This window comes from Ruminococcus sp. J1101004sp1_RTP21198st1_B9_RTP21198_201120 (assembly GCF_040924245.1).
GTDB lineage: Bacteria > Bacillota > Clostridia > Lachnospirales > Lachnospiraceae > Blautia_A > Blautia_A faecis.
In genome coordinates this window covers 95,242-116,668 of the sequence record NZ_JBCOMI010000007.1, presented here as the reverse complement: position 1 = coordinate 116,668, position 21,427 = coordinate 95,242, and the positions used below count along the sequence as shown (strand labels likewise).

Below are 21,427 nucleotides of genomic sequence, written 5' to 3'. Positions count from 1 at the left end.
AGCCAGGAAGGTGTTTTTAGGAAATTATTTTCTTTCAGAGAGAGGAAGCCACCGGCTGTAAGCTTCCTTAAGTTCAGATAGTTTCTGAGTTTCGCACCGGAGCCGCGTTTCTGAAATTTTCAGTAGGAAGCGACGTGAAGCTGCGCGTTAAGCGGCGAGAGAGCCTGTATATACAGGAATCAGGGTGGTACCGCGGAATATGCTTCGTCCCTTTTATTGGGGACGGAGCTTTTTTACGTTGTAAAGTCCTGGGAGCGCTAGAGCCTGTTTGAAAAATCATTCCCGTAATCTGCAAGCCCCACTTTGCGGTATATTTTGCCCGAATTCGGTTGTCGTAGCCCGCTACGACGCCCTCATCCGGACAAAATCTCCCACAAATTGTGACGCACATCTTGCAGAAAGCCTTTTTCAAACACGCTCTAGCGTGGAACAATCCGCTTTTACGAAAGAAAAAATCTGCTATGTAGATATTTTCTTCCCTTCCGTGCCTTCCCTCACCTGGCAGATTATAAAAATAAAGGAGAAATAAACCATGGATATGAAAGAAAGACTTCAGGAACTGGCTGAGAACGCCAGAGTACGGATTGAAGAATCCGAAGGCCTGGATAAATTAAATGATGTGCGTGTGGCATATCTTGGAAAAAAAGGAGAGCTTACCGCAATCTTAAAAGGAATGAAAGACGTTTCCCCGGAGGAGAGACCGAAGGTTGGCCAGCTTGTAAACGAGACCAGAGTTAAGATTGAAACTCTTCTTGAAGAGTCCAGACAGAAACTGGAAGAAGCAGTCAGAGAAGAGAAGATGAAAGCAGAAGTAATCGATGTTACCCTTCCTGCAAAGAAATCCAGAATCGGTCATCGCCATCCCAACAGCATTGCGTTGGAAGAGGTTGAGCACATTTTTATTGGAATGGGCTATGAAGTTGTAGAAGGACCGGAAGTTGAATATGCAGATTACAACTTTACTAAGCTGAATATTCCGGAGAATCATCCGGCAAGAGACGAGCAGGATACTTTCTTTATCAATGATTCCATACTTCTTCGTTCCCAGACATCTCCGGTTCAGGCACGTGCCATGGAAAAAGGCAAACTGCCGATCCGTATGATCGCACCTGGAAGAGTATTCCGTTCTGATGAAGTAGATGCAACTCATTCTCCATCCTTCCATCAGATTGAGGGCCTTGTAATAGATAAAAATATTACGTTCGCAGACCTGAAAGGAACTCTTGAAGTATTTGCGAAAGAACTTTTCGGACCAGAAACCAAAACAAAATTCAGACCACATCACTTCCCGTTTACAGAGCCAAGTGCAGAGGTTGATGTTTCCTGCTTCAAATGCGGCGGAAAAGGTTGCCGTTTCTGTAAAGGATCCGGCTGGATCGAAATCCTTGGCTGTGGAACAGTTCATCCCAATGTACTTCGCATGTGTGGAATCAATCCGGAAGAGTACACGGGTTTTGCATTTGGTGTAGGCCTTGAGCGTATCGCGCTTCTGAAATATGAGATTGATGATATGCGTCTGCTTTATGAGAACGATGTCCGTTTCCTGAAGCAGTTCTGATTTCTGGCGTCGCGAAGCGTGTAACTGTGAAGATACTGAGCAGTTATCTTTCATAATATAAATATTAGAGTGAGAAGAGGATTAAATAAATGAATACTTCATTATCTTGGATGAAAATGTATGTGCCGGATCTTGACGTAACCGCACAGGAATATACAGATGCAATGACATTGTCAGGTACAAAGGTAGAGGGCTTCACTAGGCTTGATGCTGACCTTGACAAGATTGTAATTGGACAGATTGAGAAAATTGAGAAACATCCGGATGCAGATAAGCTGATCATCTGCCAGGTGAATATCGGATCTGAGGTGATCCAGATCGTTACTGGCGCTCCAAACGTAAAAGAGGGAGACAAGGTTCCGGTTGTTCTTGACGGAGGTCGTGTAGCAGGAGGACATGATGGAAAAATGACTCCTGGCGGAATCAGGATCAAAGCCGGAAAACTTCGCGGAGTACCGTCCAACGGCATGATGTGCTCCATCGAAGAGCTGGGAAGCAACCGGGATATGTATCCGGAAGCCCCAGAATATGGAATTTATATATTCCCGGAAAACGCAGTTGTAGGTGAAAGCGCTATTAAGGCTCTTGGACTTGATGACGTTGTATTTGAATATGAGATCACATCCAACCGTGTTGACTGTTATGGTGTTCTTGGAATTGCAAGAGAAGCAGCAGCTACTTTTGGTAAGAAATTTTACCCTCCGGAAGTTAAAGAGACAGGAAATGATGAAAAAGCTTCTGATTACGTAAAGGTAACTGTAGAGAAACCGGAGCTTTGCCCACGTTATTGTGCAAGAGTTGTAAAAAATGTTAAGATCGGACCATCTCCGAAATGGATGCAGCGCTGCCTGGCTTCCAATGGAATCCGCCCGATCAACAATCTGGTAGATATCACCAACTATGTAATGGAAGAGTTTGGACAGCCAATGCATGCTTACGATCTCGATACGATTGCAAACCATGAAATTGTTGTACGCTGTGCGGGTAAAGATGAGAAATTTGTCACACTGGATGGTCAGGAACGTATTATGGATGAGAACGTCCTGATGATCTGCGATGGTGAGAAACCAGTTGGAATCGCAGGTATTATGGGCGGCGAGAACTCCATGATCACAGATGACGTACACACAGTTCTGTTTGAGGCAGCCTGCTTTGATGGAACAAACATCAGACTTTCTTCCAAGAGAATCGGACTTCGTACAGATGCTTCCGGCAAGTTTGAGAAAGGTCTTGATCCGAATAATGCAAAGGCTGCAATCGACAGAGCCTGCCAGCTGATGGAAGAGCTTGGTGCCGGTGAGGTTGTTGGCGGTATGGTTGATATCTGCAATAAGGTCAGCAAGCCATCCCGTGTAAAATTTGAGCCAGACCGTATCAACGGTCTTCTTGGAACAAATCTTTCCAAAGAAGAGATGCTTGGCTATCTTGCAAAGATCGAACTCACCTATGATGAGGAGACAAATGAAATCGTAGCACCGACTTTCCGCCAGGATATCCACTGCATGGCAGATGTTGCAGAAGAAATTGCACGTTTCTACGGATATGACAAGATTCCTACAACTTTGCCATCCGGTGAGGCTACTACAGGAAAAATGCCATTCAAGCTTCGCATTGAAAATATCGCAAGAGATATTGCAGAGTACTGCGGATTCTCAGAAGGTATGACTTACTCATTTGAGAGCCCGAAGGTATTTGACAAACTGAGAATTCCAGAAGATAATGTACTTCGTCAGGTGATCACCATCAGCAATCCTCTTGGTGAGGACTACAGCATTATGCGTACCAGTACACTGAATGGAATGCTTTCTTCTCTGGCAACTAACTATAACAGAAGAAACAAAGACGTTCGTCTTTATGAGCTTGGAAATGTATATCTTCCGAAGGCACTTCCACTTACCGAGCTTCCAGATGAAAGAACCATGTTTACACTTGGAATGTACGGAACCGGTGATTTCTTTGACATGAAGGGCGTTTGTGAGGAGTTCTTCGAAAAAATCGGTATGAAGAAAAAAATGGAGTATGATCCGGTAAGCGGAAAACCATTTCTTCATCCTGGAAGACAGGCCGATATGGTATACGAGGGAACCGTTGTAGGTTATCTTGGAGAGGTTCATCCGCTGGTTGCAGATAATTATGGAATTGGGGAGCGCGCATATATCGCAATGATCGATATCAAGAGCGTTCTTGAATTTGCAAATTTTGACCGCAAGTTTACCGGAATTGCAAAATATCCGGCAGTAACCCGTGACATCAGTATGCTGGTTCCGAAGCAGGTGCTTGCAGGTCAGATCGAGGACATTCTTGCTCAGAGAGGCGGAAAGATCCTGGAGAGTTATCAGCTGTTTGATATCTACGAAGGAAGCCAGATCAAGGGTGGCTACAAGTCTATGGCTTATGCGCTTGTATTCCGTGATCACGACAAGACTCTGGAAGAAAGCGAGATTTCTGCAGCAATGAAGAAAATTTTAAATGGTCTGGAAGGACTTGGAATCGAGTTGAGAAGCTGATGCTTTTATATATTGTAAGACACGGTCTGACGCCCTGGAATCACCTTCATAAGGCTCAGGGTTCAGCAGACATTCCTCTTGCTCAGGAGGGAATTGATCTTGCCAGAAGAACAGGCGAGGCTCTGATGGATGTAAAGTTTGATATCTGTTTTACAAGTCCCCTTACCCGTGCGAGACAGACTGCCCGGTTGGTTCTGGGCAGTCGTGATATTCCTGTGATACCGGATAAAAGGATTCAGGAAATTAATTTCGGGGTTCTGGAAGGGCACATTATGAGAACTGGAAATACTATGGAGTCCAACTGCAAAGAATTTGATCTGTTTTTTAAGGATCCTCTAAAATTTCCGCGTCCGGAAAACGGAGAGAATATTCAGGATGTCCTGGATCGTACCAGAGAATTCTGGCTTGAAAAAACCTCAGATCCGTCTCTGGCAGACAAGACGATTTTGGTGTCTTCCCATGGATGTGCAGTGCGGGCTCTTCTCCAGAACCTGTACAAGGATCCTGAGCATTTCTGGCATGGATGTGTGCCTCCTAACTGCAGCATTAACCTGGTAGAAGTGAAGGATGGTAAGACAAGATTTCTGGAGGAAGATAAGGTTTACGCCTGAAAATATGAAATATGATATAATACCCCTGGCTGTGTGAAAAAGGTGTGAAACGATTACTGTTCACTGGTAACGTTTTTCAGTAACATTTTTCATTAGGCAAGGGGTATGTTTTTTCTTGTTATTATTAGAAAATTGTGATATTATGATAAAAAATGTACCATTATTAATGGAAAATTCACAAAATGCACCAATTTATTACGATGAAAGCCCTGGGCGTTCAGATTGCGGGAATGATTTTTTTACAGGTTCTGGAGATACTATAAGCGCAGAGTGGTTGGCATTCATATATGGTGATGCCGTCGACAGACGGCATATCTATTTTGTGAAAATACAAATGGGGAGGCAGACAATGAAGAAAAAAATCACACATTCTGTATTGTTTGTTGCGGTTCTTGCAGGAACCACTGCTTTGACTTTATTTGCCGGCAGGGGGAACTTATCATCTACGATCTACAATTTCGTATTTCTGGCGGTGATCGCAGTCCTGTATCTGATCGCAATGTTTGGTGGAATGTTCCGTATGAATAATCTGAGTACGGCATTTCACAGAGCAGTAGAGGAGTTGAACGGTATGTTCAAGACTCCTGGGAAGACAGATCCCAGGAATCTTACATATTTAGGCGAGCTCTTCGATGATAAATATCTGGATCAGAAGATGGATAGCTTTACAGACAGCATTAACAATAGTAAAGAAGGTCTTGGAGATATTGAAGAATTCATTAATGAAGATGAGCTGGATATCCATGTTCATAAGAAGCTTCTGGAAATGGTTCCGGATATCTTTACCAGTCTTGGTATTTTAGGTACTTTCCTTGGTCTTGTCTGGGGTCTTCGGGATTTCCAGCCTACAGATTACAGCGCCATGACTTCTTCTGTAGAAGCGCTGGTGGAAGGTATTAAAGTAGCATTCCTTACCTCTATTTATGGTATCTCTTTTTCCATTATTTATACCTTTGGGATGAAGGGAGAGTATTCATCCATGACAGAGGAGCTTCAGGGATTCCTTGAAAAGTTTCATTCTTATGTAATGCCTACAGCGGAGAATGAGTCCAGAAATCTGCTGCTTGCAAGCCAGAAGCTGCAGACAAGCGCCATGAAACAGATGGCAGAGCAGTTTTCCGTTCAGATGGCAGACAGCTTTGAGAAGGTTATCACACCTACCTTCCAGAAGATGAATGATTCTCTGGATATGCTGGTTTCTTCTGTAACCAGATGTCAGGAGGATGCTATTCGTGAAATATCGGACGAATTTTTAAAGCAGATGAACAATTCTTTCCATATGCAGTTCCGTGATTTCAACGTGGCATTGGACCAGCTGAAAAAGGCACAGAAAGAGAATACAGCTTATACTTCTGCCATGTACCAGACTATGAGCCAGAAGCTTTCTGAGACCTATGACAAGCAGGACAAAGCCATTACAGATATGGTAAGGGAGATGGGAGGTATGCAGACCCGCTACATGTCTACTGCCAATCGTATCCTTTCTGAGAATCAGGAGATCCAGAAGATGCAGCAGCAGGATTATCAGCATATTGTGGATTATCTGAAGGATGCCGAGAAATCTGCAGCTAAGTTCTGGGTTGCCTGCAACCAGGCAATGCAGAAATATGTTGAAACAGCAGCTTCTTCTATTGAGAGAGTAGGTGCTACAGGTCAGGCAAGTGCAGATCTGATCCAGGCAAACAGCAAGATGGCAGAGCAGTTTACGGCCCAGATGGAGGATTTTGCCCAGTATCAGAGACTTTCCTATAAAACAATGGAACAGGTCCGCAAGCTCCTCAGTGAGGTGACTGCAGCGAATACCAGAGATGTATCTCTGATCGCAAGCGGAAGAAATGATTCTGTAGAGAAGCTGGGCAATCTGATTGCTCAGCAGAATGAGGGACAGCAGGCTCTTCTTGAGGAAATCAACAAGAACATGAAAGAGCTTTCTAAGGCAGCACAGAAAGGAAAATTTGGCTTATTCAGATAAGAGGAGATAGACATGCGCAAAAAAAGAAAATCAGGGGATGGAGGCTTTAATGTATGGCGCTCTTATTCCGATGTTATGGCCGGCGTTCTGCTTCTTTTCATACTGATCATGTCATTGACGCTTTTCCAGGCTCAGAAGAGCTACGACGAGAGTATTCAGGAGAGAGATGAGAAGCTGGCTCTGCAGGCAGAGTATACGGCTGATCTTCTTGCCAAGCAGAATACCATTGAAGAACAGGAAGGAACTATTAAGACCAAAGATGAGAAGCTGACTGCACTGGCACAGACTCTGGCAGAGCAGGAAGCCAAGTTAAAAGAGCAGCAGGCTCTTCTGAATCAGCAGCAGACGGATCTGGATGAGAAGACCACGCAGCTTAGTGAGCAGCAGACAAAGATCGATAATATTATTGGTGTCAAGGCTGAAGTTGTGGAAGCACTTCAAAAAGAATTCCAGAAAAATAATATCAATGTAAATCTGGATTCCCAGACTGGTGCATTGACACTGGATGCCAGTGTATTGTTTGACGTTGATGAGTCGGAGCTTACAGATGCTGGTAAGGAAGCACTCCGAAATGTACTTCCGATTTACTGTAAGGTGTTGATGGAGGATACTTATAAGAATTATCTTGCTGAGATCATTATTGACGGTTATACAGATACAGATGGTGATTATGCGTATAACCTGGAGCTTTCCCAGCAGCGTTCACTTGCAGTGGCGCAGTATCTTCTTGATATTCAGGGGGAGTTTCTGACTGAGGACCAGAGCCTGAATTTGCAGGATTACCTGACTGTAAACGGACATTCCATGGCGAATCCGATTCTGGATGCAGATGGAAATGTAGATAAAGAGGCTTCCCGTCGTGTTGAGGTCAAATTCAGACTGAAGGATGACGAGATGATCGAAGAACTGAGTAAGATCATGGCGGGAAGTGAAGAGAGTGCAGCAGATACTGCCACAGAGGCAGGCACAGATGCAGCAGCTAATTAGTTACATATAATTTTCAAAAGCAAAAGAGTATTTCAAATTCTTAGATCAGAGAAAATGAAATACTCTTTTTGCGTTTACGTTTGAAACTTTTTTAACTGTTTGCGTGGGAAAATGAAAACAGCTGAAAAAATATGAACAGTAACACATGAATTGCAGGAGGTAGAGACTTCTATAGAAAATTAGTTGCAATTTATCTGTTTCAAGTATAAAATGAAAAACAGAGTGAGTTTATATCATGTTTTACAAAAGAAAAAGTGCTGCTGTAGCATTCACAGCAGCCACAGATAAAAGGAGAGAGTGAAATGTCAACAAAAATCGGACGTAATGATCCATGCTGGTGCGGCAGTGGAAAGAAATACAAAAAATGCCATGAGGCTTTTGATGCGAAAGTAGAAATCCTGCGTCAGAAAGGATATCCGGTTCTGGACCATAAACTGATCAAGACTCCAGAGCAGATTGAGAAGATTAAAGAGAGCTGTCGAATCAATGTTGCAGTACTTGATTATGTGGCAGAGCATATTAAAGCTGGTGTATCAACAGAAGAAATCGATCATTGGGTACATGAGGAAACTGTGCGTCATGGAGGAATCCCGGCACCGTTGAATTATGAAGGTTTTCCAAAAAGCGTGTGTACTTCTGTGAATGAGGTGGTATGCCACGGAATTCCATCTGAGGATGAGATCTTGAAGGATGGTGATATAGTAAATGTAGACGTTTCTACAATTTACAATGGCTATTTTTCTGACTCATCCCGTATGTTCTGTATTGGAAATGTAAGTCCTGAGAAAGAAAAACTGGTCCGCGTAACCAAAGAATGTGTGGAAATCGGTATTTCCAAGGTAAAACCATGGGAACCTATTGGAAATATGGGTCACGCTGTTCATATGCATGCACTTGAAAATGGCTACACAATTGTAAAAGAAATCGGCGGACATGGCGTTGGCCTGGAATTCCATGAGGATCCCTGGGTAAGCTATACTTCCGAAGAGAACAGCGGCGTGATCATGGAGCCGGGAATGATGTTTACCATTGAGCCTATGGTAAATATGGGAAGCGATGAAGTATATACAGATGAGGAAGATGATTGGACAGTACGCACTGAGGACGGTATGCCTTCTGCCCAGTGGGAAGTAACCGTACTGGTAACAGAGGATGGCTGCGAGGTTATCTGTTGGTAATGGTTTTGGAAGATTGTCTTTGAAAAAAATTTTGTGACTTGTTTTATGAGCTTTTTATAAAAATAATGGTTGCAAACAGAAAATAATTATAGTATAATCACTTATGTTGTGAAAAAAGATGGTCCGCTGTTACCGTGATGGGTATTAAGAACATCCAGAGAATAAGGAGAGATTAAAATGAACGAAATTATTAAAAACATCGAAGCAGAACAGCTGAAAAAAGACGTACCACAGTTTAACGTAGGTGATACCGTAAGAGTACACGCACTGATCAAAGAGGGTAACCGTGAGCGTATCCAGATCTTTGAGGGAACTGTATTAAAGAAACAGGGCGGAAGCACCAGAGCTACTTTCACAGTAAGAAAAGCTTCCAACGGCGTTGGCGTTGAGAAAACATGGCCGCTTCATTCCCCACACGTAAAAGAAGTAGAAGTTATCCGTCGTGGTAAAGTTCGCCGTGCGAAACTGAACTACTTAAGAGACCGTGTAGGTAAAGCTGCTAAGGTTAAAGAGCTTGTTAAATAATTTCAATCGAAAATTGCTGGTTGCTGTTCACTGGTGATGTTCCGCGAAGTGCTTTCGTGAACGAAGTGAATACGAACAGTGACATTTGCTGCGCAGATGGCCGTGATGACTGTCTGGGCAGCATTTTTTTGATTATTTTTTCTTTTTCTTTTTCGGGATATGTGATAAGATAATAAAGTATCTGGCCTGAGATGAAAAAAGTGTTTTGGAACCAGACGCAGGACATGCAATTATGACACGAATGGAGTAGATATGAGCGACAGAAGAAATAAAAGAGAAAAAGAGCAGTTGTTCAACATGCCGGAAATTGCAAAACTGGAGAAAAAATCTTTTTCTGGTGCCATAGAGAAATTAGAAGACAGTAAACTGAAAAAAGTTTTGATCTGGGTATTCGAGATCACAGTTACACTGATCTTTGCAGTGCTGACTTCTATGATGCTGTTTCAGTCTGTGACGATGCAGGAGAGCTCCATGGAGCCTACTCTGGCAATTGGAAGCCGGTATTTTGTAAACAAGCTTGCTTATAAAGCGTCCTCGCCGAAACGTGGCGATATTATTGTATTTCGCACAAATGCAAGTGATGATGCGGCTCTTCATATCCGCCGTGTGATCGGACTTCCAGGTGAGACCATTCAGATCGTGAATGGAAGAATTCTGATCAATGGAGAGACATATAAAGAAGGCAAAGATTTTCCTATGATCAACAATCCGGGAATGGCAGCCAATGCTATTACACTGGAAGCGGGAGAGTACTTTGTCCTGGGCGATAACCGTAATAACAGTGAAGACAGCCGTTATGGCGATATCGGACGAGTGAATAAGAAATATATAACTGGTAAGCTCTGGTTCCAGATATCCCCGAAGAAAGACATAGGGCCGTTGAATAATTAAACTGTGAGATTTTAAAAATAAGTGATTGTTCAGCACATTTGCGGTTACACGCTTCGTGGAACAGTATCTGCTGAACAGCTGCAAGAATGAGGTAAATATGAACGTACAATGGTATCCTGGTCATATGACCAAAGCGAAAAGACAGATGCAGGAGGACATTAAGCTGATCGACCTGATCATTGAGCTTGTGGACTCCAGGGTTCCCCTTGCAAGCCGGAATCCGGATATTGACGAGCTTGGGAAAAATAAAGCAAGGCTGATCCTTTTGAACAAATCAGATCTTGGAGATGAACGCCAGAATGAAGCATGGAAAGCTTATTTTCAGGGGAAAGGGTTCTATGTGGTAAAAGTAGATTCCCGCAGCGGCTCTGGTATGAAAGCGATTCAGGCGGCTATTCAGGAAGCCTGCAGGGAGAAGACTGAGAGGGACAGAAGAAGAGGAATCAAAAACCGCCCGATCCGTGCTATGGTAGTAGGAATTCCTAACGTTGGTAAGTCTACTTTTATTAATACTTTTGCTGGAAGAACATGCGCCAAGACAGGAAACAAGCCAGGTGTAACCAAGGGCAAACAGTGGATCCGCCTAAATAAGAATGTGGAGCTTCTGGATACTCCTGGGATTCTCTGGCCCAAGTTTGAAGATGAGGCAGTGGGAATGCGTCTTGCCTATATTGGCTCTATCAAGGATGATATTCTGAATATGGAGGAGCTTTCCCTTACGCTTATTGATTTCCTTCGGGAAAAATATTCTGGTGCATTGGAGAAACGCTATCAGATCCAGGAGGAAGGCACAGCTGTGCAGATATTAGAAGCAATCGCGCGCTCCAGAGGATGTCTGAAGAAAGGAGAGGAACTGGACTATGCAAAGGCCTCTCTGATTCTGTTCGATGACTTCCGCTCTGGAAAGATTGGAAGAATCACTTTGGAGTGGGTGCCAGAAGAAGGTAAATAATATGCAGAAAATCGGAGAAATAAAGAGTGAGATCCAGGCAGCAGAACCGGGAGAATATGCCGCTCTTTTTGAAAAATACAAAGAGGATACAAGAAGTGGAGTCAGGAAGCTTCTGGAGCAGCTTCATAAGAAAGAAGAGGCTTACCAGAAAGAACTTCTGCGCACAGAAAAGATGAAGGAATTTGAGCACAAATACGAAGATTTGGGCTATGTGTGCGGAATTGATGAAGTTGGAAGAGGTCCGCTGGCAGGTCCGGTTGTAGTGGGCGCTGTTATTTTGCCAAGAGACTGCAAAATCTTGTATCTTAATGATTCCAAACAGTTGAGCGCTAAAAAAAGGGATGAATTGTATGATGTGATCATGGAGAACGCGGTAGCTGTTGGAATCGGAATGGCAAGTCCGCAGAGAATTGATGAGATCAATATTCTTCAGGCTACCTATGAGGCAATGCGTGAGGCTGTCAGCAAGCTGGAGCCGATGCCGCAGATTCTTCTTAATGACGCAGTAACCATTCCCGACGTGATCATACCTCAGGTGCCGATTATAAAAGGGGATGCCAAGAGTATTTCCATTGCAGCTGCCAGCATTGTAGCTAAGGTTACAAGAGACCGGATGATGGTAGAGTACGATAAAGTGATGCCGGAATATGGTTTTGCCTCAAATAAGGGGTATGGAGCTGCAGCACATATAGAAGCCCTGAAAAAATATGGCCCAAGTCCGATCCACAGGGCAACTTTTATAAAGAATTTTATAGGATAATGTGAAATTTTGAAAAGGCCGATGGTCCGGATATGAATATGTTTTGCAGTTATGAATACAAAAGATACCTACACAGAAGTATATATGGGAGTTTTTATGCAGAAAAACAAGCGAAAAGTAGGTGCTTTTTATGAAGAAATCGCTGCAGATTATCTGGTTTCCCAGGGCGTGATGATTCTGGAGCGAAATTACAGGAACTGGCTGGGGGAAATCGACCTGATCGGAATGACTGCTGATGGATGGTTGATTTTTGTGGAGGTTAAGTACAGAAGTACGGAACGCTCCGGAAGTCCACTGGCAGCAGTGGACGGCAGAAAGCAGCTGGTGATTTCCAAGGTGGCAGTGGAATATTTGAAGAACCATTACAGAAGCATGGATGTGAGATGCAGGTTTGATGTGGTGGGAATCAATGGCGATAAGATTTGTTGGATAAAAAATGCCTTTGATTTCTGTCAGTGAACCAGAGCCTGTTTGAAAAAATATTCCTGCAATCTGTATGCCCCACTTTGCGGTATACTTTGCCTGAATTCGGTTGCCGTAGCCCGCTACGGCGCCCTTATCCGGACAAAATCTCCCGCAAATTGTGACGCACATCTTGCAGAAAACCTTTTTCAAACACGCTCTAGAGAATAAATTCTTAACAGGTTCGAGAAGAACTGCGAGATAAGAAGAAGAGGAGAATCAGATGAAGATTAAATGGCATAACGAAAATAAACTTCATATGCAAGTAAAAGAAAATAATGGAGTCACCTATCTTACTTATCCCTCTTTTGAACAGTTCCCGGATATTGTGCATTGTTTCAGTACAAGACTTGGCGGTGTAAGCCAGGGGATTTTCTCCTCTATGAATCTTAGCTTTACAAGAGGTGATGAGGAAAACGCGGTAAAAGACAATTATCGCAGACTTAGTGCAGCGGTAGGCTTTTCTTTGGAAGATATTGTCACATCTGATCAGACACACACTACAAACGTGCAGCTGGTGGGGGCAGAAGACAGGGGGAAAGGTGTAACGCGTCCAAGAACATATAAAGATGTGGATGGAATGATCACCAATGTTCCAGGTGTTGTTTTATGCACCTTTTATGCAGATTGTGTGCCGCTGTATTTCATAGATCCGGTTCACAAAGCCGTAGGCTTGTCTCATTCCGGATGGCGTGGAACGGTTGGAAAAATCGGTAAGGTGACTATAGAGAAAATGGCAGAGCAGTTTGGCTCAGATCCGGAGGAGATTTTTACGGCAATTGGTCCCTCCATCTGTCAGGACTGCTATGAAGTAAGCGAAGATGTGATTCTGGAATTTCAGAAAGCTTTTGAAGAGAAATACTGGGAAAAGCTTTTTTATAAAAAGAAGAATGGTAAGTACCAGCTGGATCTTTGGGAAGCAAACCACATTATTTTTCTGGAGGCAGGAATAAAAGAAGAGCATATTTCCATGTCTGGAATTTGCACCTGCTGCAATCCGGAATTCCTCTTTTCCCACAGGGCATCCCATGGAAGGAGAGGAAATCTGGCAGCTTTTCTGGGCATTCGTCGGGAAAAATAATGTGACAGACAAGTGCAGATGCGTTTTACTGCCCATGTAAATATAAAGAAGCCCTGCACCGCAAACGAGATAATGTGGCACAGGGCTTTGTTTATTGCAAAATTCCGGACGGCAGCTGATATGTCAGTTTAGTCCCTTGTATACACAGAAACAGCACTTATTGTCTATTACTGATTTACACGCTTCATCAGATCCATGATCTTCTCATTGCTGGAACGAACCTTCTCAACAGAAACATCGTGGTTGATGATATCCATAATACTTGCAAGATATTTGCTCATATTTGCTTCCACATAGTAAGGTCTGGTAAGAAGCTCCGGAATACGGTAGTTCAGGTTGGTTGTGATAACCTTGTCAATCCAGCCTTTCTCATAGTAAGCGTCAAATTTATCCATGCCTTCTGTAAACAGACCGTAAGTAGTGCAGATGAATACACGGTTGGCATGACGCTCTTTGATCTGTTTGGCAACGTCAAGCATACTTTCTCCGGAAGAAATCATGTCGTCGATGATAACAACATCTTTGCCTTCTACAGAGTCGCCAAGGAACTCATGGGCTACGATGGGGTTCTTGCCGTTTACCACTGTGGAATAATCACGTCTCTTATAGAACATGCCCATATCAACGCCCAGAATGTTGGAAAAATATACGGCTCTGGACATAGCGCCTTCATCCGGACTGATGATCATGAGATGATCATTGTCAACCTGGAAATTGTCAACGTTCTTTATCAGAGCTTTCAGGAACTGATAGGTTGGGAAAAAGTTGTCAAAACCATTTAACGGAATGGAGTTCTGCACACGCGGGTCATGAGCATCAAACGTGATGATATTGGATACGCCCATATCACTTAATTCACGAAGTGCCAGTGCGCAGTCAAGAGATTCTCTCTTCTTACGTCTGTGCTGACGGCCTTCATAAAGGAATGGCATGATTACATTAATACGATGTGCCTTACCTGTAGCTGCGGAAATAATTCTCTTCAGATCCTGAAAATGGTTATCCGGAGACATGTGATTCTCGTGACCGCAGACAGTGTATGTGGAACTGTAGTTGGTAACGTCTACCATAATGTAAAGGTCGGTTCCTCGGACAGATTCCTTAATGATTCCCTTACCTTCACCGGTACCGAAACGCGGACATTCGCACTCCACGATAAAAGAGTCTTCGCTGTATCCCTGTGGGACATTGTCAAGACCCTTCTTTTCTACAAGTTCCTTACGGAATTTTACCAGGTTTCTGTCTACCTCCTCTGCAAGTTCGCGGCAGCCCTCCAGCGCTGCGATACGAATAGGTGCGACAGGCATAGATTTCTCAAGCAATTCTATGTTCGGCATGATATTCCTCCTAAGTAGTATGCTAATTATCGATTCGATTATCTGCAAAAAATGGGGACACGTGTCCTTTACCTTTACAGATCTCTTCTTTATATTTATAACATTTGCCCTAAATGTCGTCAAGGAATTTATTGATTTTTACTTGAAAAATTACCCGGACGTGAGAATGAAATGAAATTTTTTGTTGTGTTTTTCGGGAAAACTTGTTATATTAAAAATAATGGCTTTATTATGCTGAGCCAGAGATGGACGATCTGTGATGTTGTATTCGGGTCTCTGAATCTTAAAATGTATTTGAAAAATGATTTTTCAAACAGATTCTGGAACAGAGCTGACGCGACAGATCGCATTTGACTTATAATGGAGATAAATGTGAAGAAACAAAATAAACACGTGATTGCAATTGTGCAGGATGGAAGTATCGCACAGGAACTGGAGCTTGTGCCGGGAGATATACTGCTCACTGTAAACGGTCAGCCTGTGGAAGATATATTTGACTACCGATATCTGATGAATGAAGAATTCGTTGTTCTGGAAGTGGAAAAGGCAAACGGAGAGATCTGGGAGCTGGAGGTGGAGAAGGAATATGAAGAAGACCTTGGGATTACCTTTGAGAAGGATCTGATGGATGATTATCGTTCCTGTTCCAATCACTGCATTTTCTGTTTTATTGACCAGATGCCGCCTGGAATGAGAGATACTCTTTATTTTAAAGATGATGATTCCAGATTGTCCTTCATACAGGGAAATTATGTGACCCTGACCAATATGAGTGATCATGATATAGACCGGATCATCCGGTACCATCTGGAGCCCATTAATATTTCCATCCAGACCATGAATCCGGAACTGAGATGTAAAATGCTCCATAACCGCTTCGCCGGGGATGCATTGAAGAAGCTTCAGAAACTGTATGATGCAGGAATCACTATGAATGGGCAGATTGTTTTGTGCAAAGGAGTTAATGACGGTAAGGAACTGGATGACAGTATTCGCAAGATGTCTGCCTATGCACCAGTACTTCAGAGCGTTTCAGTAGTTCCGGTTGGTCTGACTAAGTTTCGTGAGGGGCTGTATCCGATGGAACAGTTTCAGAAGGAAGATGCATTAGAAGTTCTGGATATTATTCATTCCTGGCAGAAGAAAATGATGGACCAGTATGGCATTCATTTTATCCATGCTTCAGATGAATGGTACATTCTGGCAGGGAAGGATCTGCCCCTGGAAGAGTCCTATGATGGCTATCTTCAGCTGGAAAACGGTGTGGGAATGCTTCGGCTCCTTGGCGAAGAAGTGAAAGAAGCTGTTGCAGGCAGGACGGGAGATGACCGAAGGATAAAGGCTGTCAGTGCTACAGGAGCTTTGGCGGCACCATTTATTAAGAAATATATGGAGATGATCCATGAGAAATTTCCAAATGTAGAAGTGGATGTGATCTCCATAAGAAACGAATTTTTCGGAGAAACGATTACGGTGTCTGGTTTGATCACGGGACAGGATCTGATCAGACAATTAAGCGGCAGAGACCTTGGAGAGAAGCTTTTGCTTCCCTGCAACATGCTGAAAAATGAAGAAGATGTTTTTCTGGATGATATCTCTGTGGAAGAGCTTTCCAGGAAACTGAACGTAGAAATTGTAATTGTGGATGAAGGTGGTTCAGACCTTGTGTCTGCAGTCCTTGATCAGATTGAACATAAGAAACAGAAAAGGAGACAAATGTATGAGCAAACCGGTAGTAGCAATTGTGGGCAGGCCTAATGTAGGAAAATCCACATTGTTTAATGTACTGGCAGGGGATAAGATTTCCATTGTTAAAGATACGCCAGGTGTAACCAGAGACAGAATTTATGCAGATGTATCATGGCTGGATAATGATTTTACTATTATTGACACAGGTGGTATTGAACCGGATAGCGGCGATGTGATTCTTTCTCAGATGAGGGAGCAGGCTCAGATCGCTATTGATACTGCGGATGTCATTATCTTTATTACAGATGTACATCAGGGACTTGTGGATTCTGATGCGAAAGTTGCAGATATGCTTCGCCGCAGCGGCAAACCAGTGGTACTTGCAGTGAATAAGGTGGATAGCATTCAGAAATATATGATGGATGTTTATGAATTTTATAATCTGGGAATCGGCGAGCCATTTGCCATTTCTGCAGCTAACCGTCAGGGACTTGGAGATATGCTTGATGAGGTCGTAAAACATTTCCCGGAGGATACGGGAGAGGATGAGGATTCTGATATTCCGAAGATTGCTATTGTAGGTAAACCTAATGTTGGTAAGTCCTCTCTGATCAATAAGCTGCTGGGGGAAGACCGTGTAATCGTTTCAGATATTGCTGGAACCACTCGTGATGCAGTTGATACGAAGGTTACCTGGAACGAAAAAGATTATATTTTTATCGATACAGCCGGACTCCGCCGTAAAGCAAAAGTAAAAGAAGAAATTGAGCGCTTCAGTGTGATCCGTACTGTAACAGCTGTAGAACGTGCAGATGTTGTAGTTGTAATGATCGATGCATCAGAAGGCGTTACAGAGCAGGATGCAAAAATTGCCGGAATTGCCCATGAGAAAGGCAAGGGCGTGATCATTGCAGTGAATAAATGGGATGCTATTGAGAAAAATGACAAGACCATTTACAAACATACTAACCGTATTCGGGAGGTCCTTTCCTTTATGCCTTATGCAGAAATTGTGTTTATTTCTGCCCGAACAGGACTTCGGATTTCCAGAATGTTTGAGACACTGGATGCGGTAATTGAGAATCAAACTATGCGTATCCAGACTGGTGTGCTTAATGAGATCCTTGCAGAAGCAGTTGCCATGCAGCAGCCGCCGTCTGACAGGGGCCGCCGTCTGAAAATTTTCTACATGACACAGGTTGCGGTAAAACCGCCTACATTCGTAATCTTTGTCAATGACAAAGAACTTATGCATTTTTCCTACACCAGATATCTGGAAAATAAAATCCGGGATGCCTTTGACTTTGGCGGTACACCGCTGAAATTTATTGTAAGAGAGCGCGGAGAGAAGGAATAAAGATGGAACGTATTATTTGTCTGGCTATTGGATATTTGTTTGGAATGTTTCAGACGTCATACATTATCGGAAAAATCCATCACATGGATATCCGTCAATATGGAAGCGGCAATGCAGGAACTACCAATGCCCTTCGTACCCTTGGAAAAAAAGCGGGGGCAATGACTCTTATTGGCGATATGCTTAAATGTGTGATTGCCATTCTGATCGTGGATGCAGTATTTAAGAATCGGTATCAGGAAATTCTTCCATTGCTTGGCATGTACACGGCAGCAGGCTGCGTGCTTGGACATAATTTTCCGTTTTATCTTGGATTCAGGGGCGGTAAGGGAATTGCAGCTTCTGCGGGAATGCTGCTGGCAATGGACTGGAGAGTATTTCTGATCTGCGCGGTGATCTTTATTGGGCTGGTAGCTATTACCCGCTATGTGTCATTGGGGTCAATGGCAGCATATGTAGGTGCGCTGATTTGTTTCATTGGGTTTGGCGCTGCGGGAAGTTATGGCATGGATTTCCCTCATACATTTGAGATGGATGTGATCATGGGACTTATGACAGCACTTGCAATTTACAGACACAGGGCGAATATTTACCGCCTTTTAAATGGAACTGAGAATAAGCTTGGTGCAGCGAAAACTGCAGCCAAATAAGATGAGGTGATAAAATGGCAAAAATCAGCGTAATGGGAACCGGAAGCTGGGGAACAGCACTTGCAATACTGCTTCACAACAATGGTCATCAGGTTATGTTGTGGTCTGCACATCCGGAAAAGGCAGCCAGTCTGAATCAAACCCGGGAGGATCCGAAAAAGCTTCCCGGAATTAAAATTCCGGATGGAATTGTGATAACCGGTGATGAAAAGACAGCTTTGGATTCACCAGATATAGTTGTATTTGCCTCACCATCTGCTTATATGCGTGCTATCAGCAAACGACTTTCCCCATTGATTCGACGGGGACAGATTATTGTAAATGTGGCGAAAGGTGTAGAAGAAAATACGCTTATGCCTGTGTGTGATATTATTAAAGAAGAGATTCCTCAGGCAGATGTTTGTGTGCTTTCAGGACCAAGCCATGCGGAAGAAGTAAGCCGCGGACTCCCTACTACGTGTGTAGTCAGTGCCCGCAAAAAAGAGACCGCTGAATATCTCCAGGGCCTTTTTATGAGCCCTGTTTTCCGGGTGTATACTACACCGGATATGCTGGGGGTAGAGCTTGGCGGTGCCCTTAAGAATGTAATCGCCCTGGCAGCAGGGACTGCTGATGGCTTAGGGTATGGAGATAATACAAAGGCTGCTTTGATCACAAGAGGAATAGCAGAGATGGCGCGGCTTGGTGTCAAGATGGGCGCTAAATTGGAGACTTTTGCCGGCCTTTCCGGAATTGGTGATCTGATTGTTACCTGTGCCAGTGTGCACAGCCGAAACAGACGCGCCGGCTATCTGATGGGACAGGGTTACACCATGAAGCAGGCTATGGATGAAGTGCAGATGGTTGTGGAGGGCGTTTATTCCGCAAAGGCAGCCAAAGCGCTGGCTGAGAAATATAATGTGGAAATGCCGATCATTATGGAAGTAAATAAGCTTCTGTTTGAAAACAAGCCTGCATCTGAAGCTGTGAAAGACCTGATGCAGAGAGAGAAACAGGGAGAAATTTCCTGGGAACTGTGAATGCTATATTCAGCAAATAAGCTGTTGCAAAATATAAAATACAGAAAATATAACTGAAAGAATAGAACCGCAAAAAACTGCCAGGGCAGTGAGCAAAAAACGAAAGAGTATGCTTACTGTCCTGGCAGTTAATAATTTGCAAAGGGTGAAAAGATTAAAAAATAACATCCTTCAGATCATCCGGCACATGGGATGTATGGAGATCTTCGTTCAAAGTATCCATGATCGCCATATCTTCATCCTCAATGTTGAAATCAAAAATATTGGCATTGGAAGCGATGCGGTCCGGATTGACGGATTTCGGAATTACGGAAATACCCTTCTGGATTGCCCAGCGAAGACCGACCTGAGCTGGGGTATGCGCATATTTGGTTCCAAGGACGCACATTACATCATTGTCAAGGTAAGCACCTCTGGCAAGCGGCGCATAAGCCTGAACCTGAATTCCTTCCGACTGGCAATATTCAATCAGTTCTTTTGGATAGCAAAGCGGATGACATTCGATCTGGTTGACAGCAGGTACAATACCGGAAATTTTCTTAAGCTCTTCCAGATGATGAATCTGGAAATTGCTGACGCCGATGGAAAGTACACGGCCGGTTTCAAGAAGTTTGGCCATCTCCAGCCAGGTTCCGGTATAGCAGCCAGGCACCGGCCAGTGAATCAGATAAAGATCCAGATAATCCAGCTTCAACCGCTCCATGCTTCTGTAAAAAGCACCATCTACATCTCCAAGTCGTTGCGCATTGTTCCAGATCTTGCTGGTGATAAAAAGTTCTTTGCGTGGGACACCACATTTAGCAATTGCCTTGCCTACACTTTCTTCGTTTTTGTAAGCGGAAGCAGTGTCAATAAGACGGTAGCCCGCGTTCACTGCAGCTGTAATGGCTGTCTCTGCTTCGTTATCTGCTGTTTTATATACACCAAGCCCTAAAAGGGGCATTTCTCTGTCGGTATTCAGGAATACGGTTTCTCTCAAAGCTAATTCCTCCTCATTAAACAATAAATGCTGCTGCTCATGAAGTAATCAGCAACCAATAAATTTCATTCATTATAGCATATAATTACAAAACATTCACCTGTTTTTTGCTTAAATACGCATTCGTTAATCTTTAGACAAACTTTAGAAATAACTGGTAAAATTGTACAGAAATTAAAACATATATTTGTGTGGTAAAGCGTTGAAATTTGGTAAAATTTTATAATTATCTCCTTGCGTAATAATGAGAAAGGTTGTATAATAAAAGAAAAATTTGATAAATTTATGTCATAACTCTGCGATTTTTTAGGTAGAAGAAAGAAAATGTGTTATGCATGAAGGTATGAGGTATGCGGAATCTCATTATATTAAAAGGGAATAGAATATCTTTATATCCATTCTTACATGTTTTCTCACGTTGCCGGCGTGAGTTTTTTTCGTGCCTGGAAGAGAAACAATGTTATGATTTGTCTGCCGCATTCAAGGCGGAAAGGAGTAGTTACTATGCATTTGATCAAAGATGAAAACGGCAATCTGATCCAGCATGGTCATGAGCATACCCACCAGCATACCCATGCAGACGGAGTGAGCCATACACATGCGCATACCCATGACGGAACAGAAGGTCATGACCATACACATAATGAGGGACAGAACTGCAGTACAGACTGCGGCGGCTGCCAGGGAGGGGACTGCAGGAATGAGACAGTAGCTCTTCTTACCTATATGCTTCAGCACAATGAGCACCATGCAGCAGAACTTGACCAGATGGCGGATAATCTTGCCAAGATGGGAATGGATGCCGCTGCGAAGACCATTAAGGAAAGCGTATCCGATTTCCAGAAAGGCAACATGCGCCTTGGCCTTGCCCTGACTCTTGTGAAAGAGGAAATGAAATAAGGAGGCATTATT

21 protein-coding genes and 1 other annotated feature (1 of these 22 cut by a window edge) are annotated in these 21,427 nt (G+C 43.3%); of the genes, 19 read left to right on the top strand and 2 right to left on the bottom strand.

The window, feature by feature from the left end; all coding sequences use genetic code 11:
- Window positions 1-215 (top strand) — a binding site (T-box leader); it begins 5 nt to the left of the window's first position.
- Between the two features lie 53 nt (window positions 216-268).
- The 14 genes from AB5618_RS06485 to pgeF all read left to right on the top strand — a co-directional run bounded on the left by AB5618_RS06485 (window position 269) and on the right by pgeF (window position 13,484).
- Window positions 269-529 carry a DUF6783 domain-containing protein gene (locus tag AB5618_RS06485; RefSeq protein WP_148462615.1) on the top strand — a complete coding sequence of 87 codons (261 nt, stop codon included), beginning with the start codon at window positions 269-271 and terminating at the stop codon, window positions 527-529.
- 9 nt (window positions 530-538) lie between these two features.
- The gene (gene pheS / locus AB5618_RS06480) at window positions 539-1,558 is read left to right on the top strand and encodes a phenylalanine--tRNA ligase subunit alpha (RefSeq protein ID WP_148462629.1); all 1,020 of its coding nucleotides are present in this window, start codon (window positions 539-541) and stop codon (window positions 1,556-1,558) included.
- A gap of 89 nt (window positions 1,559-1,647) precedes the next feature.
- Complete coding sequence (gene pheT / locus AB5618_RS06475) at window positions 1,648-4,065, top strand: phenylalanine--tRNA ligase subunit beta (RefSeq protein WP_148462614.1); 2,418 nt, start codon at window positions 1,648-1,650, stop codon at window positions 4,063-4,065.
- A complete protein-coding gene (locus AB5618_RS06470) occupies window positions 4,065-4,676 on the top strand; it encodes a histidine phosphatase family protein (protein ID WP_148462613.1) in 612 nt (203 codons plus the stop codon). The genes pheT and AB5618_RS06470 overlap by 1 nt, the downstream gene beginning before the upstream one ends.
- A 349-nt stretch (window positions 4,677-5,025) precedes the next feature.
- On the top strand, window positions 5,026-6,648 hold the full coding sequence (locus AB5618_RS06465; protein WP_118578457.1) for a MotA/TolQ/ExbB proton channel family protein: 1,623 nt from the start codon (window positions 5,026-5,028) through the stop codon (window positions 6,646-6,648).
- Window positions 6,649-6,660: 12 nt separating this feature from the next.
- Window positions 6,661-7,635, top strand: a complete 975-nt coding sequence (locus AB5618_RS06460) for an OmpA family protein (RefSeq protein ID WP_148462612.1) — start codon at window positions 6,661-6,663, stop codon at window positions 7,633-7,635.
- A gap of 302 nt (window positions 7,636-7,937) precedes the next feature.
- Entirely contained in the window at window positions 7,938-8,813 is an 876-nt protein-coding gene (locus tag AB5618_RS06455) for a methionyl aminopeptidase (RefSeq protein WP_148462611.1), read from the top strand.
- Window positions 8,814-8,990: 177 nt separating this feature from the next.
- Window positions 8,991-9,338 (top strand): 50S ribosomal protein L19, encoded by a 348-nt coding sequence (gene rplS / locus AB5618_RS06450; protein ID WP_118578454.1) that lies wholly within the window; start codon window positions 8,991-8,993, stop codon window positions 9,336-9,338.
- A gap of 252 nt (window positions 9,339-9,590) precedes the next feature.
- A complete protein-coding gene (gene lepB / locus AB5618_RS06445) occupies window positions 9,591-10,229 on the top strand; it encodes a signal peptidase I (RefSeq protein WP_330602651.1) in 639 nt (212 codons plus the stop codon).
- A 97-nt stretch (window positions 10,230-10,326) separates the two neighbouring features.
- Window positions 10,327-11,181: a ribosome biogenesis GTPase YlqF gene (ylqF, locus tag AB5618_RS06440; protein WP_148462610.1), complete on the top strand. Its 855-nt coding sequence runs from the start codon at window positions 10,327-10,329 to the stop codon at window positions 11,179-11,181.
- Between the two features lies 1 nt (window position 11,182).
- Window positions 11,183-11,941 carry a ribonuclease HII gene (locus AB5618_RS06435; RefSeq protein WP_148462609.1) on the top strand — a complete coding sequence of 253 codons (759 nt, stop codon included), beginning with the start codon at window positions 11,183-11,185 and terminating at the stop codon, window positions 11,939-11,941.
- Window positions 11,942-12,037: 96 nt separating this feature from the next.
- Window positions 12,038-12,400 carry a YraN family protein gene (locus tag AB5618_RS06430; RefSeq protein ID WP_148462608.1) on the top strand — a complete coding sequence of 121 codons (363 nt, stop codon included), beginning with the start codon at window positions 12,038-12,040 and terminating at the stop codon, window positions 12,398-12,400.
- A 12-nt stretch (window positions 12,401-12,412) separates the two neighbouring features.
- Complete coding sequence (locus AB5618_RS06425) at window positions 12,413-12,574, top strand: DUF6783 domain-containing protein (protein ID WP_368366587.1); 162 nt, start codon at window positions 12,413-12,415, stop codon at window positions 12,572-12,574.
- A gap of 52 nt (window positions 12,575-12,626) precedes the next feature.
- Window positions 12,627-13,484 (top strand): peptidoglycan editing factor PgeF, encoded by an 858-nt coding sequence (pgeF, locus tag AB5618_RS06420; protein WP_148462607.1) that lies wholly within the window; start codon window positions 12,627-12,629, stop codon window positions 13,482-13,484.
- A gap of 167 nt (window positions 13,485-13,651) precedes the next feature.
- On the opposite strand, the gene AB5618_RS06415 is transcribed toward pgeF, so the two are convergent.
- Window positions 13,652-14,821, bottom strand: coding sequence for a ribose-phosphate pyrophosphokinase (locus AB5618_RS06415; protein ID WP_148462606.1), 1,170 nt, complete (start codon window positions 14,819-14,821; stop codon window positions 13,652-13,654).
- 372 nt (window positions 14,822-15,193) lie between these two features.
- Between AB5618_RS06415 and AB5618_RS06410 the strand changes: the two genes are divergently transcribed.
- From AB5618_RS06410 to AB5618_RS06395, 4 genes are read left to right on the top strand one after another with little or no spacing between them, the layout of a single operon-like run.
- Window positions 15,194-16,579, top strand: a complete 1,386-nt coding sequence (locus AB5618_RS06410) for a DUF512 domain-containing protein (protein WP_368366586.1) — start codon at window positions 15,194-15,196, stop codon at window positions 16,577-16,579.
- Window positions 16,542-17,867 (top strand): ribosome biogenesis GTPase Der, encoded by a 1,326-nt coding sequence (gene der, locus AB5618_RS06405; protein ID WP_118578448.1) that lies wholly within the window; start codon window positions 16,542-16,544, stop codon window positions 17,865-17,867. The genes AB5618_RS06410 and der overlap by 38 nt, the downstream gene beginning before the upstream one ends.
- 2 nt (window positions 17,868-17,869) lie before the next feature.
- The gene (plsY, locus tag AB5618_RS06400) at window positions 17,870-18,517 is read left to right on the top strand and encodes a glycerol-3-phosphate 1-O-acyltransferase PlsY (RefSeq protein WP_118578447.1); all 648 of its coding nucleotides are present in this window, start codon (window positions 17,870-17,872) and stop codon (window positions 18,515-18,517) included.
- 14 nt (window positions 18,518-18,531) lie between these two features.
- Window positions 18,532-19,536, top strand: coding sequence for an NAD(P)H-dependent glycerol-3-phosphate dehydrogenase (locus AB5618_RS06395; RefSeq protein ID WP_148462604.1), 1,005 nt, complete (start codon window positions 18,532-18,534; stop codon window positions 19,534-19,536).
- Between the two features lie 154 nt (window positions 19,537-19,690).
- Here the strand turns inward: AB5618_RS06395 and AB5618_RS06390 are convergent, their stop codons facing one another.
- Complete coding sequence (locus AB5618_RS06390; RefSeq protein WP_118578446.1) at window positions 19,691-20,515, bottom strand: aldo/keto reductase; 825 nt, start codon at window positions 20,513-20,515, stop codon at window positions 19,691-19,693.
- 504 nt (window positions 20,516-21,019) lie between these two features.
- Between AB5618_RS06390 and AB5618_RS06385 the strand changes: the two genes are divergently transcribed.
- Window positions 21,020-21,415 (top strand): cobalt transporter, encoded by a 396-nt coding sequence (locus tag AB5618_RS06385; protein ID WP_148462603.1) that lies wholly within the window; start codon window positions 21,020-21,022, stop codon window positions 21,413-21,415.
- The last annotated feature ends 12 nt before the right edge of the window (window positions 21,416-21,427 follow it).